The organism is Chryseobacterium sp. CS3K3.1 (assembly GCF_059515165.1).
In genome coordinates this window covers 21763-39959 of sequence record NZ_JCAKRV010000010.1, presented here as the reverse complement: position 1 = coordinate 39959, position 18197 = coordinate 21763, and the positions used below count along the sequence as shown (strand labels likewise).

General features: G+C 36.6%; 18 protein-coding genes. 6 read left to right on the top strand and 12 right to left on the bottom strand.

The genetic code is table 11. The features are described from left to right. Positions 1 to 7: 7 nt before the first annotated feature. From AC5YGI_RS11195 to AC5YGI_RS11170, 6 genes are all read right to left on the bottom strand, one after another. Positions 8 to 574 carry a hypothetical protein gene (locus tag AC5YGI_RS11195; RefSeq protein ID WP_496168329.1) on the bottom strand — a complete coding sequence of 189 codons (567 nt, stop codon included), beginning with the start codon at positions 572 to 574 and terminating at the stop codon, positions 8 to 10. 126 nt (positions 575 to 700) lie between these two features. Next, a complete protein-coding gene (locus AC5YGI_RS11190) occupies positions 701 to 1912 on the bottom strand; it encodes an efflux RND transporter periplasmic adaptor subunit (RefSeq protein ID WP_496168327.1) in 1212 nt (403 codons plus the stop codon). Positions 1913 to 2018: 106 nt separating this feature from the next. Further along, positions 2019 to 3290, bottom strand: a complete 1272-nt coding sequence (locus tag AC5YGI_RS11185; protein WP_110010041.1) for an ABC transporter permease — start codon at positions 3288 to 3290, stop codon at positions 2019 to 2021. 72 nt (positions 3291 to 3362) lie between these two features. After that, a complete protein-coding gene (locus AC5YGI_RS11180) occupies positions 3363 to 4592 on the bottom strand; it encodes an ABC transporter permease (protein ID WP_202841049.1) in 1230 nt (409 codons plus the stop codon). A 130-nt stretch (positions 4593 to 4722) separates the two neighbouring features. Then, a complete protein-coding gene (locus tag AC5YGI_RS11175) occupies positions 4723 to 5079 on the bottom strand; it encodes a four helix bundle protein (RefSeq protein WP_062673974.1) in 357 nt (118 codons plus the stop codon). Positions 5080 to 5177: 98 nt separating this feature from the next. After that, positions 5178 to 5867 (bottom strand): ABC transporter ATP-binding protein, encoded by a 690-nt coding sequence (locus AC5YGI_RS11170; protein WP_034699055.1) that lies wholly within the window; start codon positions 5865 to 5867, stop codon positions 5178 to 5180. A gap of 423 nt (positions 5868 to 6290) precedes the next feature. Between AC5YGI_RS11170 and AC5YGI_RS11165 the strand changes: the two genes are divergently transcribed. The 5 genes from AC5YGI_RS11165 (at position 6291) to AC5YGI_RS11145 (ending at position 10764) form a co-directional block, all read left to right on the top strand. Next, a complete protein-coding gene (locus AC5YGI_RS11165; protein ID WP_041461620.1) occupies positions 6291 to 7265 on the top strand; it encodes a ribonucleotide-diphosphate reductase subunit beta in 975 nt (324 codons plus the stop codon). A 108-nt stretch (positions 7266 to 7373) separates the two neighbouring features. Further along, the gene (locus tag AC5YGI_RS11160; protein WP_330747458.1) at positions 7374 to 7664 is read left to right on the top strand and encodes a hypothetical protein; all 291 of its coding nucleotides are present in this window, start codon (positions 7374 to 7376) and stop codon (positions 7662 to 7664) included. 55 nt (positions 7665 to 7719) lie between these two features. Next, positions 7720 to 9378, top strand: a complete 1659-nt coding sequence (locus AC5YGI_RS11155; protein ID WP_062673967.1) for a ribonucleoside-diphosphate reductase subunit alpha — start codon at positions 7720 to 7722, stop codon at positions 9376 to 9378. A gap of 162 nt (positions 9379 to 9540) precedes the next feature. Continuing rightward, the gene (locus tag AC5YGI_RS11150) at positions 9541 to 10431 is read left to right on the top strand and encodes a DUF72 domain-containing protein (protein WP_202841052.1); all 891 of its coding nucleotides are present in this window, start codon (positions 9541 to 9543) and stop codon (positions 10429 to 10431) included. Positions 10432 to 10533: 102 nt separating this feature from the next. Next, positions 10534 to 10764: a hypothetical protein gene (locus tag AC5YGI_RS11145; RefSeq protein WP_137905090.1), complete on the top strand. Its 231-nt coding sequence runs from the start codon at positions 10534 to 10536 to the stop codon at positions 10762 to 10764. A 43-nt stretch (positions 10765 to 10807) separates the two neighbouring features. Here AC5YGI_RS11145 and AC5YGI_RS11140 read toward each other — a convergent pair whose 3' ends face one another. The 6 genes from AC5YGI_RS11140 to AC5YGI_RS11115 all read right to left on the bottom strand — a co-directional run bounded on the left by AC5YGI_RS11140 (position 10808) and on the right by AC5YGI_RS11115 (position 17503). Further along, positions 10808 to 11326: a hypothetical protein gene (locus tag AC5YGI_RS11140; RefSeq protein WP_330747459.1), complete on the bottom strand. Its 519-nt coding sequence runs from the start codon at positions 11324 to 11326 to the stop codon at positions 10808 to 10810. 304 nt (positions 11327 to 11630) lie between these two features. Beyond that, positions 11631 to 12275, bottom strand: a complete 645-nt coding sequence (locus tag AC5YGI_RS11135) for an HD domain-containing protein (RefSeq protein ID WP_330747460.1) — start codon at positions 12273 to 12275, stop codon at positions 11631 to 11633. Next, positions 12272 to 13117 carry an alpha/beta hydrolase family protein gene (locus AC5YGI_RS11130; protein ID WP_330747461.1) on the bottom strand — a complete coding sequence of 282 codons (846 nt, stop codon included), beginning with the start codon at positions 13115 to 13117 and terminating at the stop codon, positions 12272 to 12274. Before AC5YGI_RS11130 ends, AC5YGI_RS11135 begins: the two co-directional genes overlap by 4 nt. Positions 13118 to 13207: 90 nt before the next feature. Beyond that, a complete protein-coding gene (locus AC5YGI_RS11125) occupies positions 13208 to 14098 on the bottom strand; it encodes a PfkB family carbohydrate kinase (protein ID WP_110010050.1) in 891 nt (296 codons plus the stop codon). A 67-nt stretch (positions 14099 to 14165) separates the two neighbouring features. Beyond that, positions 14166 to 14801: a DUF4241 domain-containing protein gene (locus AC5YGI_RS11120; protein ID WP_330747462.1), complete on the bottom strand. Its 636-nt coding sequence runs from the start codon at positions 14799 to 14801 to the stop codon at positions 14166 to 14168. An 86-nt stretch (positions 14802 to 14887) separates the two neighbouring features. Continuing rightward, on the bottom strand, positions 14888 to 17503 hold the full coding sequence (locus AC5YGI_RS11115; protein WP_496168321.1) for a valine--tRNA ligase: 2616 nt from the start codon (positions 17501 to 17503) through the stop codon (positions 14888 to 14890). 128 nt (positions 17504 to 17631) lie between these two features. Here AC5YGI_RS11115 and AC5YGI_RS11110 point away from each other — a divergent pair, with 128 nt between their 5' ends. Then, positions 17632 to 18096, top strand: coding sequence for a DUF1573 domain-containing protein (locus AC5YGI_RS11110; protein WP_110010053.1), 465 nt, complete (start codon positions 17632 to 17634; stop codon positions 18094 to 18096). The last annotated feature ends 101 nt before the right edge of the window (positions 18097 to 18197 follow it).

The following is an 18197-nucleotide window of genomic DNA, read 5'->3' as shown; positions in this document are numbered from 1 at the left end:
TTTTCCGTTACAATATTATTTCAAATCTGTTATCAATAATTTCAGTTTTTATCTTCTGAATATTGTCAGACCAATACTTTATTTCGTCATTCTTCTCAGGACATTTTTCTATAGGAGTTTTCTGGCAGGCAGCTAAATATTCCTGATATGTTTTCAATATATTATTCAGATACGTTTCATAGTCTTTAGGATTTTCAGGAATATACCCTATTCCACCACAGCCACATGAGTGAAAGCATTTTCCTGTTTTAAAAAGGCTTTCTATAATCTTCCATTCTTTGAGAGCTGTTTTTTTAGGGGCTTTAAAATCTTTCCCCATATCAGCCATCATACTGCTGCATTCAGGACATTTTATAGTCCGGTTTTCAATCTCTGAAACAATTTTTTCCAGCTCTTGTGTTCCTTCCTTTGTAAAAGCATATCCTACATTACGGACTGACTTCCCTGGTTCATGGTATACTTTTTCTTTTTCGATCCTTTTTATAATATCATAAGCATCCGGCTGTTTAAATGATTTCCGGCATTTGAAACAGACATAATGTGATTTATAAGTTTTCTGGGCGTAGCGACACATTTTTTCATGGATTTATATAATTCAAATATAGGAATTTACACCTGCAAAATATTTTGACGTAAAAAAGAATCCCCGAGAAAAAAATTCCTCAGGGATTCACAGTTTAAAAGTGTATAGTGTAGTTTATTATTTTTTATTCGCTTTTTCTTTAAGCTCTTCTTTGTCTTTATCAGATGGATTCCACACTTTAATTTCGGTGTCTTTTGTAATATTGGATCCCGGAAGAATCTGAACATTGATCCCATCACTTGCTCCCAGTTTTACATATACTTTTTTGAATTTCCCGTCTTTTTGTTTCACTTCCACGAAAGGAACATCTTTTCCTTGTTTCTTTTCATACTGAATTAAAGACTCATCCAATAATAATGCATTTTTCTGAGAACTTAAAACAATTTCACCGTTGGCAGAAAAACCAGCTCTAATATACTCATTATTAGGATTAGTTACATTACCTTCTACCGGAAATTTAATAGTTCCTGCATTATCCTTACCTTTTGGAGCAATCATAGTTAGTTTTCCGGGGAATGTTTTATTCTGAAGAGCACCGATCACGATGTTCATATCCATACCTTCACTTAGCTTTCCGGCCTGCGCTTCATCAATTTCACCTTTAAAGATCAGAACATTCAGATCTGCCACTGAACAGATGGTAGTTCCGGCGTTAAAGTTATTGGCTTCAATCACCTGGCTTCCTACTTTTACAGGAACTTCAAGTACAGTACCTGATGCTTTGGAACGGATTTCTGTAGTGGCCAAACCTTGTCCTTTAAGTTCAGGAGTTGCCCCTGTTTTAGCGATCTGCAATCTTTTTTGAGCGGTATTCAACTGCTGCTGGGCATTTTTCAAAGTCTGCTGCTGAGAGTACAACTGCTGCTGAGCGTTCAGATACTCCTGTTTAGAAGCGACTCCCTGCTTGTATAGCTTATCCTGCATATCAAACTGCTTCTGCATGTTTCCTACATTCATCTGGGCATTACTGATCTGGATCTGTGCATTCTGAACTTCCTGCTGAGCGGCATTTACTTCTGAGATACTCGGAACAATTTTTACGGTAGCAATTAACTGCCCTACTTCTACCTTATCTCCTTCTTTTACTAAAATTTTATCTATAATCCCTGCAATGTTGGGCTTGATTTCAATTTCTTCTTTGGGAACAATTTTTCCTGTTGCCATTACTTTATCATCCATATTCTGAACGGTAGGCTTACGGGTAAGGAAAGCTTCTCCTTCTTTAGAGTTTGATTTGATAAGATAGCCAAGCCCTGAGAACAATGCCACTGCAAATAAAAGCCCTAACACTATATAAATGGCTTTTTTCCAGGTGAATTTCTTTTTCATATGTATAGTTTATTTTTTATTCAATAGATTGAAAGATTTAAAATTTAAAGATTGATTCTCTATAGTCCTTTTTCTAAATCTTAAAATTGTTTTATTTTCAAATTAATTACTCTGTTCTTAATGCTTCAATAGGCCTGATCTTTACGGCTCTCTGTGCCGGAATCATCCCGATTATTAATCCCAGAATCACCATGACAGCCATCGCAGCAAATACGTTTCCGTAGTTCACTGTCGGATTATAGAAAGGAAATGAATCCTGACCCTGGGTAACCGCATTGAGAATCATTAATACAAAGATTCCAAACATGAAACCTATTAATCCCGAAGAGAGTGTAATAACAACACTTTCCAGGAGAATCTGATTTCTTACTTCCGCAGGTTTTGCTCCCAACGCTCTTCTGATCCCGATTTCTTTGGTTCTTTCTTTTACTGTAATCAAAAGGATATTTGAAATCGCGATAACTCCCGCAAGGATAGTCAGTGTACCTACAATGATTGTTAACAGCTGCATTCCCGTAAGGAAACCTGTGAGCTTTTTAAATTCTTTTCCAAGGTTGAAACTTCCGAAAGCATTGGTATCTTCAGGGGACACTTTATTTTTGCTTTTTAAAACCTGTTTTACATCTTCTTCTACGGAATTGACATTGGCATTCGGCTTACTAACAATGGCAAACATGTCTATCTGATCTCCTGCATTATACATTTTCGTATAAGTGGAAAGTGGAATGAAAGCCGTTTGATCATTTTCAAATCCTCCTCCTTTTTTTACCCGGAAAACGCCGATAACATTGAAGAACAACCCTTTAATATTGATTGATTTTCCTATTGGATTCTCTTTTTTCTTGGAATCAAAGAAGTTTTTGTAAATTTCTTCTCCAATAACAACTACATTTTTATTCCCGGAAACATCAGCATCATTGATATAGCGTCCGAAGATCAGTTTCTTTTCTGAAATTTTATTTCCCACAGAATAATCTCCGGTAAGCGAATAGGTTCCGTTCTTACCGTTTCTGGACATTGCTTCTCCGGGAGTTCCTGTAAAGCTTCCTCTCGCATTTTGCGGCGAGATATAATCTATGGCTGTTACTTTTCTTTTCAGCATTTCCATATCGTTTAAGTTCAGATGAACTTCTCTTCCTTTAGGAAATCCTTCATAGGGAATTGATGTTTTTTGTGCCCACAGGAAGATTGAATTGGTGGCAAAACCTGAAAATAATTTATCAAAACCATTCTCCATTCCTTTTGCTGCTCCAAGAAGGCTTACATACAAAAACATTCCCCATCCTACACCGATCATGGTAAGAAATGTCCGGAGTTTATTATTCCTCAATGAATAATAAATTTCCTGCCAAGTATCTTTTTTAAATATGATATTCACCTTGTTGAATTATGAGTTATACATTATGAGTTATGAATTCCATCAATCTGCATTTTTGCCTTTTTGTTTATATTATTCCGTCCTCAGCGCTTCAATAGGTTTGATTCTGGAAGCTCTGTACGCGGGTACAAATCCTGCGATCAGTCCTGAGAAAATCAGTGCAATGAAGGCCATGATAATGGATCCCCAGCCTACACTTGGGTTTTTAATAAAAAATTCTTCAAGACTGTTCCCGATAAGGTTTAAGGTTAAAACCCCTATTCCGACTCCAACAAGTCCGGACACCACTGTAATCACAACACTTTCCTGAACAATCAGCCCTACAATTCCGCTTGGCTTTGCGCCAATAGCTTTTCGTACTCCGATTTCTTTGGTTCTTTCTTTTACGATATACACCATAATGTTACTGATCCCAATGATTCCGGCAAGCAGTGTTCCCAGCCCGATAAACCCTACAATTGCTGTAAGTACCGCCATAAACATGAATGTGTCGTTCATATTTTTAGCATTATTCCAGACACGGACACCGTTTTCATCATCAGGAGAAACGTTTTTCCTTGATTTCAGCTTATCTTTAAGTTCATCTCCGTATTTAATAGCTTCCTGAGGAGTCAGTTTATCACTGTATGAGATATAGGCAATATTCACCGTATCGGAACCTTTTTTCATCTGCTGCAAAGTGGTAATCGGTACCGTGATATGTCTTTCATCCCAGTCTCCACCATCATCTGAAAATACGCCCACCACTTTAAACATTGTTCCATTGATGTCCAGTTCTTTTCCTACAGGGCTTCCGTTCTTGATCAAATCCCGCTGTACCATTCTTCCAATGACGGCCACATTTTGCTTTCCTTCCAGATCTCTCGGAGAAATATATCTGCCATCGATCATTTTCCGGTTCTCAATCACCTGCTCTCCGGGTTCTGCTCCATGGATCTGATAGATTCCGCTTTCTTTACCATATTTCACCATTAAACTGGCATTGTATCTCGGGCTGGAAGCTCCTACATTTTTTTTCTCAGCGTTAATAAGAAAATCATAGTCACCATTATTCAGTGTAACGGTTCGGTCTGACTGCAGTCCTTTATAGGCCAATGTCGTTTTTCCGGTAGTAATGGTGATCAGGTTTTTGGCATCACCTGAGAATCCTTCAGAAAAAGCATTCTGAAGACCTGTTCCAATTCCAAAAAGTACGATGAAAATAAACAGTCCCAAAGCTACTGTAAACCCTGAAAGCACCGTCCGAAGTACATTACTCCGGATAGAACTGAATATTTCCTGCCAACGATCTAGGTCAAACATAGTTTTTATTTTTTTACTTTGTAAAAAAGTCAATTAGCTGCGCCCTCAATTTTCTCCGAAGTCAATTAACTTTGTTGTCAATTTATTCTTCACAAAACTTTAATTACGAACCTGACTAATTTTCACATTTCTAATCTTTTTTCAACATTTTACTTAACAAGATAAATGCTGTTTTTATTAAATTTCCAATTTTTGTTAATTCCTCTATTTTAATATAATTACATTCTATAACGATATCAAAACAAGAATCCAACTCAATAACCGAACCTCTGGCAATTTCAAAATACCTTTTCCTTTCCAGTTCAGATTTTCTTGAACATCCTTCGGTAATATTTAATACAACTGAAGTAGAAGCTCTTCGTATCTGGTCGATTATGTTAAACTTTTCATGATCAGGAATCTTGGATAAAATTTTATAACATTCTATTCTTAATTCTCTGGCTGACTGATAAACATCAAGTTTATAATGGTTCAGATTTAAAAACATTTTTATTTTTTTTCATATTCATTTGTGTGTGTTATTAATTATTTTTCCTCTTCATTATCAATTCACTTGCGAAGCAAAATTGACCATTCACGATTCACTTATAATACAATCTGCTTAATAAACTCATCACTCTCAATAATCCCATCTTTCAGCACAACATTTCTTTTGGTCTGTGCAGCGACATCAGGTTCGTGGGTTACAACGATGATTGTTTTTCCTTCATTATTGATATCCTGAAGCAGTTTCATAATATCATGAGTGGTTTTGGAGTCTAATGCTCCCGTAGGCTCATCTGCCAGTACTACTTTAGGATCTGTAATCAATGCTCTTGCAATGGCTACTCTCTGCTTCTGCCCTCCGGAAAGTTCACTTGGAAGGTGGTTGGCCCATTGTGCCAATCCTACTTTTTCCAGATATTCCATAGCTTTCTGATTTCGCTCTTTTCTTGGTACATTCTGATAGTACAAAGGCAGGGCAACATTTTCCAAAGCTGTCTTATAATTGATAAGGTTAAAAGACTGGAAAATAAATCCCAGGAATCTACTTCTGTATTCCGCAGCCTTTACCTCGGATAAATGTTCAATAGGAACTCCATCCAACTCATAGGTTCCGGAATCTTTTTCATCCAGAATTCCAATAATATTAAGAAGCGTAGATTTTCCGGAACCGGAACTTCCCATAATAGAAACAAACTCCCCTTCAGAAATATTCAGATTAATTCCTTTGAGCACATGAAGCTTGCTTTTCCCTGTATCGTATGACTTATTTAAATCCTGAATTACTAACATTAAGTGATGTATGTTTTATACCCAATAAGTAGATGATATTTTCAAATTGTTACAAGAATAAAAATTTATTCAAATATTTTTTTGTTTAATACATTAATCCTTTATTAACAATACTTTACAAAATATTGTTTAACTGTAACTCCCTATTTGTATCTATTTATCCTCAAGATTGCTGTCCAGCCTATTATCCGAGCCAGTTTCATGTAAATGTGGAAAACTTTTCAGGCTAAAAGTCAGCCTATTAGTATTTACCTCTTTCAAAATCAGTTCTTTTTTTCGAACTTTGCTATTAGTTCTTTACAAGAAATATGAATTTGGGAAGTGAATAACTTTAATTCACAACTTCCAGATAAACAAAAAGTTAAGTATTTCCGGAACGTTATCCACAAGGATCTAAATTATTTAATTATAAAGATATTTAATATGGGAATTTTTGATAAAAGAGTAAGTTATAAGCCATTTGAATACCCGGAGGTTCTTCAATTTGTAGAAGCCATCAACAAATCGTTCTGGGTGCATTCGGAAGTGGACTTTACTGCAGATGTTCAGGATTTTCATTCGCAGTTGGAACCACATGAAAAGCATGCTGTGAAAAATGCGCTGTTAGCCATTGCACAGATCGAGGTGTCTGTAAAGACATTCTGGGGAAATTTATACAACCACCTACCAAAACCGGAGTTCAATGGATTAGGATCTACTTTTGCAGAATGCGAGTTTCGTCATTCTGAAGCATATTCCCGTTTATTAGAGGTATTAGGATATAATGACGAGTTCCTTAATGTTATCGAAATTCCTGCTGTAAAAGGGAGAATAGAGTTTCTTGGAAATGCTTTAAAACATGCTAATTCTGCAACACCTAAAGAGTATGTTTCCGCTTTACTATTATTCAGTATTTTAGTGGAAAATGTTTCTCTTTTCTCGCAGTTTGCCATCATCCTTTCTTTCACAAGATTCAAAGGGTTTATGAAAAACGTTTCCAATATCATTGCATGGACTTCCGTAGATGAGCAGATTCACGCTAACGCAGGAATTTACCTGATCAACAAAATCCGTGAGGAACAGCCTGACTTGTTAACAGACAGCGATATCGAAGACATTTACACTTTGGTAGATGAGTCTATCGCAAGAGAAGGAGATATCCTTAGCTGGATCTTTGAACTGGGAGAAATCGACAACGTTTCTAAAGAAGATCTTCTCAACTTCATGAAATACCGTGTGGATGACAGCTTGAAGAAAATCAACATGAAAACAAGATACAACATTACGCCTGAACAATACAGACCAATGGTATGGTTCGAGGAAGAAGTTTTCGCCAATTCACTAGATGATTTCTTTGCTAAAAGACCTGTTGACTATACAAAACACGATAAGAGTATTACAGCAAACGACTTGTTCTAATATTGGAGCGCGAGCGAAGCGAGCGTCAAAGCAGTCAGTATCAGGATTACCCTTTTCTGATTAATAAGTGAAATTGTTGTTCATCAGTAAAGCACAAATACAAAAGAAATGATTAATGTAATAGTAACCTATACGGTAAACCCGGAATTTGTTCCAAACAATAAAACCCATATCCAAAAATTTCTGGAAGACTTCAAAAATTTAGATCCTTCCACTTTTGAATATAAGGTTTTTGTAAAGGAAGACGGTGTTACTTTTGTACATTATTCAAACTACATCAATGAAGAAGTTCAGCATGAGGTTTTGAATGTTCCGTCTTTTAAAGAATTTCAGAGATTAAGAGATGAAAGCGGGCTGAACGGTTCCCACAAAGTAGAAATTTTACAATCAATAATATAAAAAAACAAAATTCCGGAGTGACTCTCTCATTCCGGAATTCGAAAATATAACATCTATGGAAGAGCAAAATTCAAATATATGGTGGCTCAATGAAGAGTCTGAGCAAATGCTGAACAGAGGATATCTGTTGAAAGGTGAAACAGTAGACGGAGCTATCGACAGAATTACCACTGCCGCTGCAAAAAGGTTATACAAACCTGAACTTCAGCCGGCTTTCAAAGAGATGATCACGAAGGGATGGATCAGCTTCTCTTCTCCTGTATGGGCTAATATGGGAACGGAAAGAGGTCTTCCTATCTCATGTTTTAACGTTCATATTCCGGATAGCATTGAAGGAATTACCCACAAAATGGGTGAAGTTATCATGCAGACTAAAATCGGAGGTGGAACTTCAGGATATTTTGGAGAATTGAGAAACAGAGGAACCGCTGTAACGGATAACGGAAAATCTTCAGGAGCAGTTTCATTCATGAAGCTTTTCGATACGGCTATGGATGTTGTTTCTCAGGGAGGAGTAAGAAGAGGTGCCTTTGCTGCTTACTTGGATATTGACCACGGAGATATTGAAGAATTTTTATCCATTAAAGATATCGGCAGCCCGATTCAGAACCTTTTTACCGGAGTATGTGTACCGGATTACTGGATGCAGGATATGATCGATGGTGATATGGAAAAACGTAAAGTCTGGGCAAGAGTATTGGAAAGCCGCCAGCAAAAAGGACTTCCATATATTTTCTTTACAGACAATGTGAACAGAAATAAGCCACAGGTTTATAAAGACTTGGGAATGACGGTGAATGCAAGTAACCTTTGTTCTGAAATCATGCTTCCGTCAACAATGGAAGAGTCTTTCATCTGCTGTCTGTCTTCCATGAACCTGGAATTGTATGATGAGTGGAAAGATACAGACGCTGTAAAACTGGCAGTATACTTCCTTGACGCGGTATTATCAGAATTTATTGACAAAACTGAAGGAAACTATTACCTACAGGGAGCAAGAAACTTCGCGATGCGTCACAGAGCTCTTGGATTAGGAGTTTTAGGATACCACTCTTATTTACAGAAAAATATGATTCCGTTTGAAAGCTTTGAAGCGACTCAGTTCAATGCCAGAGCATTCAGACATATCAAAGAGCAGGCTGAGCAGGCTTCAAGAGAACTTGCCAACATCTATGGAGAACCTGAAGTATTGAAAGGTTACGGATTAAGAAATACCACAACAATGGCTATTGCTCCTACCACTTCAAGTTCTGCCATCTTAGGACAAACTTCTCCGGGAATTGAGCCTTTCTCTTCCAACTATTATAAAGCAGGTCTTGCGAAAGGAAACTTTATGCGTAAAAACAAATACCTTGCACAACTGTTGAAAGAAAAAGGGTTGGATAACGAAGAAACATGGAGAACAATCATGCTGAACCACGGATCTGTACAGCACCTGAACGAGCTTACTCCTGAAGAAAAAGCAGTATTCAAAACGTTTAAAGAAATCTCTCCAATGGAGATTATTTCTCAGGCTGCACAAAGACAACAATATATTGACCAGGCACAGTCTCTGAATCTTCAGATTCCTTCTACAATGCCTGTAAAAGATGTCAACTACCTTTATATTGAAGCTTGGAAAAAAGGAGTGAAAACACTTTACTACCAAAGAAGTTCATCTGTTTCAAAAGAAATGATGGTTAACTTCGTATCATGTTCAAGCTGCGAGGCATAGGACCAAGTAATAAACACGCTATATTTACAAAAGCATACCGAAAGGTGTGCTTTTGTCGTTTTCAATGCTGATTCTGTCTAATTACTTTCCATAGAAATCATAGAATGCTCTGGGATTTTTGGTTTATATTTGTGTTTATTGTTTAATACCAAAACTACAGATATGAAATTCGGACAAGTAGAAGACCCATCAAAAATAGATTTCACATTACCTAAAGATCATCCCAGAACGAAAGAAATACTGGCCCTTAATAAAAAAGGCCTGGAAAATATTTCTATCGGATGTGCGAAATGGAATAAAACAGATCTCAAAGGATTCTATCCTAAAGGAACTAAGGATGAACTCACCTATTATGCCACTCAGTTTAATTCTATTGAATTGAATGCTACTTTCTACGGAATGCCAACTCCGGATCAGGTAAAGACCTGGAAAGAAAAAACACCGGAAAATTTTAAATTCTTTCCTAAGATCACGAATACCGTTTCCCATTTCAGAAGACTGATTGATGTTACTGATCCTGTAACTCATTTTGCTTCCGCTGTTATTAATTTTGATGAAAAACTGGGGATGGCCTTCCTTCAGCTTCATGATAATTTTAAACCTAAGGATTATGACAGACTGGAAAAGTTTGTAAAGGAATGGCCAAAAGAAGTTCCGTTAGCCATAGAACTCCGAAATACGGAATGGTTTACCGATGAAGAAATACTTAATACAACATGTGAACTCTTTGAAGCCCATAATATCACCAATATCATCGTAGATACTGCCGGAAGAAGAGATATGCTTCACATGCGTCTTACCACACCCAACGCATTTATCCGTTATGTGGGAGCCAATGCAGAAAGTGACTACGAAAGACTGGATGACTGGCTGAAGCACCTTACCAAATGGAAGAAAGAAGGTCTTCAGAACCTTTACTTCTTTGTACACCAGAATATTGAAAAAGCATCTCCTCTATTATCTGCTTATTTTATCAAAAAAGTGAATGAAGAATGGAAAACGGATATTCATATTCCGCAAATGGCAGCAGAAAGCACCGGAACCCTCTTTTAAGTCAATGTGGAGAGAGACTGCGGTATTCCTTTTCATAACGAAAAAATTCATATATTAGAGTATAATGTATTTCACTCAACATTATACTTTAAAACATAAATCATGGAAAAGGAAATTTGTACAATAAGTATTGCTACCAACTGGCTTGGTGATGACTATATTTTTTATGAAAACCATACGATAAAAAGAGTATATGATAATCACAGTCTGAATTTCAACAAGATTGAATGGCTTGAACCCAAAGAAATCAGTAAACAAAATAAGGATAGATTGATTAAAGCCTGTCCTGAAGAGTTTAAAGAGCGGATTATGCAGATTCTGGATTATCCTTAATAGAAACAAAAAGGTAATGAGTATTTGAAACTCATTACCTTTTTTATTTATTTTTTCTAAGAAGCAATACGAGATTGAGAAACAGGAGCAGGAAGTCTAATGTAATCCAGATACCAAGCTTTGTATTCTCATAATTATAAGCATCCACCTGTTTTTTGGCAGCATCAGAAAGCTTCATGCTTTGATTGATGTAGTTCTGCACTTCTACAATCTGGTCGATATTTTTATTGGGTACAGAATGTTGAGAAAAGTACACAAGGTTTTTCTTTCCAAGATAGCCTGCAATCCAATATTCGTCAGACTTATCCATTTTGAGGTACTCTATTCTGTAATACTCCGGGCGTATTTTTCCGATATGTTTAGGTTCAAGAGTAGTATTCTGATCTGTTTTATTTACTTTGATTAAATAAAAGTCTAATGCCTGCGGAAGCTTATTAATCACCTGCAGCCCCACAGAATTATCCACGAATGCCACAGCACTTTTCTTGATAAACCAATAGGTAAAAACAGAAATTGAAAAAACTACCGTTACAATACGAAACAGCTTTGCCCATCTGGCCATGCTTCCTGATTTAACCTTAAAGAGAACTAAGGAAAGAACAGAAGCTAAAAATATTATGAAAATAATGAGTGTCATATTTTACAAAGATACTTCTTATCTCTATTTTATCCATGTCCGAGGCCAATTTTTAATTTTAACCAGCCCTAAAAAATAGTTTTCTATCTTTATTTCCCTTTGAACTGATCTGGTATATCTGTTCATAAAAACTATCCGAACTAATAATGTCATATACAATATTTGTTCGGATAGTTAATTTTTATCAAGCAGAATCAGAATCAGATTCAATTCATTCTAATTCTATTTTTTAATCTACATTCCATTCTTTATAAAACTGGTCGAGGAAATTCAGCATATAATTATGTCTTTCTTCGGCCATTTTTTTCCCTTTTTCAGTATTCATCATATCTTTCAGAAGCAGTAATTTTTCATAGAAATGATTAATAGTGGTCCCGTTAGATTTTTTATACTCTTCTTTTGACATTCCCAGTTTGGGTTTCATATCCGGATGATGCATCAGATTATTTTTAAAACCTCCAAAATTGAACGTCCTGGCAATTCCAATAGCGCCTATGGCATCAATACGGTCTGCATCCTGTACAATCTGAAGTTCAATGGGTGGGTTTACCGGCGCCTGATCTCTGTTTTTGAACGAAATATTTTCGATGACAAATAAAACCTTTTGAATGATTTCTTCAGGTACATGCTGTCCTTCAAGAAATGCTCTCGATATTTTCGGAGCAATAGTTTCGTCGCCATTATGAAATTTAGGATCAGCAATATCATGAAGAAGGGCAGACAACTCTACAACCTCTTTGTCACAGTCTTCTGTTTCTGCTATCTGAGCAGCCAGCTTCCAGACCCTTTCAATATGAAACCAGTCATGTCCGGCTTCTGCTCCATCTAATTTTTCTTTTACAAATGCTACAGTGTTATCAATCGTACTTTTCATTTATCTGTCAGTTCATTTAAAATAATATCCCAGAGTTTGCTGTTGTAACTTCTAAAAAAATTGATATGCCCGATTTCTTTTTTATCAGATTCTGAAGCAGCTACCAGTCTGTAAGTAGGTTTGAGATTTGAATAGGTATTATTCAATAAACTTAATACTCCTTTTTCTGTTAACCATACATCATCTTCAGCCCGGATTACAAATACTTTCTGGGTTAAATTTTTAGAAAAATCATCAATTTTTTCCAACAGCTTGTTGGTTGATTTCTTGTTTAAAATTAAGGTTCTCCAGTCATATGCACAATTTTTTGGAAGACTTTCTCCCAATCCAAACCAATGCGCCGGGAAATACCCTAACAGTGAAGTAGTTAAAGGCTGCGCAATTCCAAAGCCTAAATACGCTTCAACTTTTGTTCTTCCTTTAAGGTTTCCCACAAAGGCATTTTGTGTTCCTACAAAAACAAATTCTTCAAAGATGTTGGAATCTTCATTCATTCCGAGAATGAGCGCACCTACAGAATGCCCCAAACAGTACTTTTTATAGTCTTTAAATTCTGATTTGATATATTGAGTTACCGTTTTATAATCTTTTGAACCCCAAAGCCTCATAGAGCCTTGAAATCCTCTCATATTTTTCGGTTTGGAAAGTCCAATTCCCCTGTAGTCATAGGTAATGACTGTAAATCCCTGTTCACAAAAGTAGCTGGCAAAAGAAAAATAGATCTGCTGCTTTACCCCTGTCGCCGAATTGATCAGTAATAATTTTCCATTGTCTTTTTCCGGTTTAAACAAATGGGCAGTTAGTGTGACATGGTCTTCTGTGGTTAATATTAGTTTTTCCATAGTATAAAAAGAAAAAATCCACTATAAAAGTGGACATTTTACTTATATTTTTATGTTAAGTTTCAGACTTTTGATATGTCGTAAATAGTTTTAGGAAAAGAAATCTGAGATTCTTGGCAATCCTGTCTGAGAGCCTTTGCCTCCTGAAACCCTTGATGAAACCTCATTCCCGAATTTCACACAATCTTCGATAGAATTCCCATGGCATAATGCAATGGCAAATCCTGATGTAAATGCATCCCCCATTCCCATTTTATATACTTTTTCGTCTTTATCGTTTCTGTAATATTTCATTTCTGTACCATCAAAGTAAATGGTTGAATTGGTGTCATCCCTTACAAATACCTTATTGAAATACTTTTTAAGAACTTCTTCTCTTTTTTCCTCCCCAAAAATAACATACAGCTCATTACTTTTAGCCACAATAAAGTCAACCATTTCTAAAATTTCTTCACTGACTCTCATGGCAGGTGAGGCATATAATCCTACCTTTTTCCCGTATTTCTTAGCTTTTTTAACGGTATGCTCTACAACATCCATAGAGACTTCAAGCTGTACCAACACAAGATCAGTGGTGTTAAAATATTTCTCTGCTTCATCTATATGCGATTTGCTGAGATATTTATTGGCTGCAGGTACTACAACAATTGCCGCATTCCCGTGAGAAGTCGTTACGTAGGCAGTTCCCGTAGCTTCTTTATCTGTTTCATGAACAAATCCTACATTTACATTTTCGCTTACCAGATTCCTCATGATCTGCTGTCCAAGAGGATCCATCCCAACGCATCCGATAAAGTATACACTTGCTCCCAACCTGGCTGTACCTACTGATTGATTAGCACCTTTACCTCCAAAATAACTATCTGATTTGACAGCTAAGACGGTTTCATTAGGCAAAGGAAGTTTTTCGGTTTCAAGAACCAAATCTATCGATGAGCTGCCCACAACAATAATACGAGGTTGTTCTGATGAGAAATTCATTGTGTTTTGTATTAGCTTTAAAATTTATAACTGACAAAATTGTGTCTCAAAAATAACTAATTTAAAATTAACTTATCTCAATAAATTCAGTAATTATTTTCACGGGTTGTTGATCTTTATCATAAGCGATATAGCTGGCATAAAATCCTTCTCCATATCCGGTTTCAAAAGCAAAAATAGTTCCGGGATGTTCTTTTGCCGGTTTAAGAAAGGCATATTGATCTATTGCTCCGTTTTCATCAAAGAAATAGTCATGGAAGAATTCTTCATAAATTCCCATAAAATCACCTCCTTTATTTTCGTATAATCTTTGTTCCAGCTCATTAAGGCTGTTTTGGGTATCAACATCCATCAGACATCCCATCCCGCTTTCTACGGGATATCCAAATACTTCTCCTTCCTCAAGATCATTTAATTTTTGTCCTGCTGTGGTTGCCAGTTTCCATTCTTTAATTTCAGAATCACTGAATATAATCTCGGCATAGGCCACACAGTTACTTTCTCTTTCTTTATGAAGCATTACCGAAAAATCTCCTTTTGGAAATTCTGTAGTGAAAGGAAGCATATCATTGGTGATCAAGGGATCACAGGCAACCAGTTTCCCGCTTGAAAGATAAATCTTTCCTACTTCAAAACTTTCAAGTAACGGACTTTCTACAAAGTCTTTCGAGAATAGTTTTTGTATGTTTTCTATATGTGTCATTGTATTTATTCTTTTAAACCATCAGGCTGGATACAATTTTCATCTGTACCCAGCCTGAGATTTTGACAAAATTTATTGTCTATACTTTATAAACTTTTCAGTTTCTCTTCAAGGATCGCAATCTTATCCTGAGCATCTTTTTGCTTTTGACGCTCTACTTCTACGATTTCCGGTTTTGCATTCGCAACAAATTTTTCATTGGAAAGCTTCTTCTCTACCGAAACCAGGAATCCCTTCAAATATTTCAGTTCTTCCTCAGTTTTAGCTTTTTCCTCTCCTAAATCTAAGTTTTCACTTAAAGGAATTGAAACTTCAGTTGCTCCTACCAGGAATGTAAAGCTCGGTTTATCTGTTTTCTGTCCGAAGTGGATTTCAGAAACATTAGCCAGTTTTCTTACTACAGCTTCATTGGCAAATTCAGCAGCATTGGTATAAATTTCAGCAGCTTCTCTTGGTGAAATTCCTTTGGTCTGACGGTAATTTCTAACCCCTGAAATTAATTCTGCTGCCGTTTCAAAGTTTTTAATAATTGCCTCGTCAAACTCTCCTGCTTCTTTCTGCTGAGCGATTACTAAAGCCTCATCAATACTTCTTTCTGAGATCATCTGCCATAATTCTTCTGTCAGGAAAGGCATGAACGGATGAAGTAACTTCATCAGCTCTTCAAAGAAATAGATTGTTTTGTTATAAACTTCTTTTGAAATCCCTTCTCCGTAGTTAGGCTTAATCGCTTCAAGATACCAACCGCAAAAATCATCCCAAATTAATTTATAGATCAAATGCAATGCATCAGAAATTCTGAATTTCTCGAATTGATCATTAATTTCAGCAATTGTTTTATTAAGCTTGTTTTCAAACCACTCAATAGCCTGATTATCGGTTTCAATAGCTGGCTTATCTTCATGATTCCACATATTGATCAGACGGAATGCATTCCAGATCTTCGTCATGAAGTTTCTTCCCTGAAGCATTAAATCTTCATCAAAAAGAAGGTCATTACCCGCGGCAGAACTCAATAGAATTCCTACACGTACTCCATCTGCTCCATATTTATCCATTAATTCAAGAGGGTCTGGAGAGTTTCCTAAAGATTTTGACATCTTTCTTCTCTGCTTATCTCTTACAATTCCTGTAAAATAAACATTCTTGAACGGAACTTCTTTTCTGTACTCCAATCCGGCCATAATCATTCTGGCAACCCAGAAGAAAATAATATCAGGACCTGTAACCAAATCAGAGGTTGGATAATAATAGTTGATATCTTTATTTTCAGGATCAAGTAATCCGTCAAACACAGACATTGGCCATAACCATGATGAGAACCATGTGTCTAATGCATCATCGTCTTGTCTAAGGTTTTCTGCGGTCAGATCCGAATTTCCTGTTTTTTGTTTGGCCAGTTCTAACGCTTCCTCTTTAGTTTCTGCTACTACAAAATCATTTTCTCCTTCTCCATAGTAATAAGCAGGAATCTGCTGTCCCCACCACAGCTGACGGGAAATATTCCAGTCACGGATGTTCTCCATCCAGTGCTTGTAGGTATTTTTAAACTTTTCAGGATAAAACTTAACCTCATCATCCATTACTACATCCAAAGCGGGCTTGGCAATTTCAGACATTTTAAGGAACCATTGTACAGAAACTTTAGGCTCAATAACCGCACCAGTTCTCTCGGAAGTTCCTACTTTATTTACGTAGTCTTCAGCTTTCAGCAAAAGATCTTTCTCTTCAAGTTCTTTAGCGATCTGCTTTCTTACGTCAAATCTGTTTTTCCCTGCGTAATGTAAACCATGCTCATTAAGATTTCCGTCATCATCCAGCGCATCAATCATTTTTAATTGATGTTTCTGTCCGATTTCGTAGTCATTGATATCATGTGCAGGAGTAATTTTCAAAGCTCCTGTTCCGAACTCAATATCCACATATTCATCCTCAATAATCGGGATTACTCTGTCAACGATCGGTACGATTACATTTTTACCTTTCAGGTGTGCATATCTTTCATCATTCGGATTGATACATACTGCTGTATCCCCAAAAATAGTTTCAGGACGCGTAGTAGCAACTGAAAGGAACTCTTCTGAACCTTCAATCTTATATTTAAGGAAATATAATTTTCCGTTTTGCTCTTTAAAGATTACTTCTTCGTCAGAGATATTGGTTTTCGCTTCCGGATCCCAGTTGACCATTCTATAGCCTCTGTAGATCAGTCCTTTATTATAAAGGTCTACGAAACTTTTGATAACCTGCTGCGAAAGTTTATCTTCCATAGTGAACCGGGTTCTGTCCCAGTCACATGAACATCCAAGTTTTTTCAACTGCTCAAGGATAGTTCCTCCGTATTTGTGAGTCCAGTCCCAGGCATGGGTTAAAAACTCTTCACGGGTAATATCTGACTTATTGATTCCTTCAGACTTCAATTTAGCAACAACTTTAGCTTCAGTAGCAATTGAAGCATGGTCTGTTCCCGGAATCCAACAAGCATTAAACCCGCGCATTCTTGCACGACGGACCAGAACATCTTGAAGGGTATTGTTCAACATATGCCCCATGTGCAGTATCCCCGTCACGTTTGGCGGAGGAATGACCACGGTATAGGGTGGTTTGTCGTTAGGTTCTGAGTGGAAATATTTGTTTTCCAGCCAGTAATTGTACCATTTCTGTTCTGTTTCCTGTGGATTGTACTTTTCTGAAATCTGCATAAATTCTATTTCTTTGGCTTGCAATTTGCAAAAATAGTCTAAAGAAAAAAATTTTTAAGCATGAATTAAAATAATTTTTAACTTTGTTTCACAAAATTTATCTAACAAACGTATTAACATTCAAGAATATGAAAAAATTAATTGCAGGAATTGCACTATTCGGGACATTTGCTCTGGCATCTGCACAAACCATTACATTTGATAAAACGACTTTCGATTATGGTACTATAAAGCCTAATGCTGACGGTACAAGATTCTTTACAGTAACGAATTCAGGGGATAAGCCTTTGATTCTTTCAAATGTAAAACCTTCTTGCGGATGTACAACTCCTGAATTCAGCCAGGATCCTATCATGCCTGGAAAGTCTGCGAAGATCAAGGTTGGATACAATACAGCGATCCCTGGCCCTTTCAACAAAATGATTGAGGTTTTCTCTAATGACCCTGCAAACAACAGAAGTGTAATCTACATCAAAGGTAACGTAGATGCAAACGCTCCTGAGCCAAAAGTATTGACTCCTGCTGAGCAGAAAGAAGCTGCTAAAGCTGAGAAAAAAGCTGCAAAACTTGCAAAAAAGACTGCTGCGAAGTAAGCTCTACTCAAAAAAATAAAAGAACCGTCTCCATTGAGGCGGTTTTTTTATTACATTTATGTTTGGTTAGGTGGAAGATGATAGGTAATAGGTGGCAAATG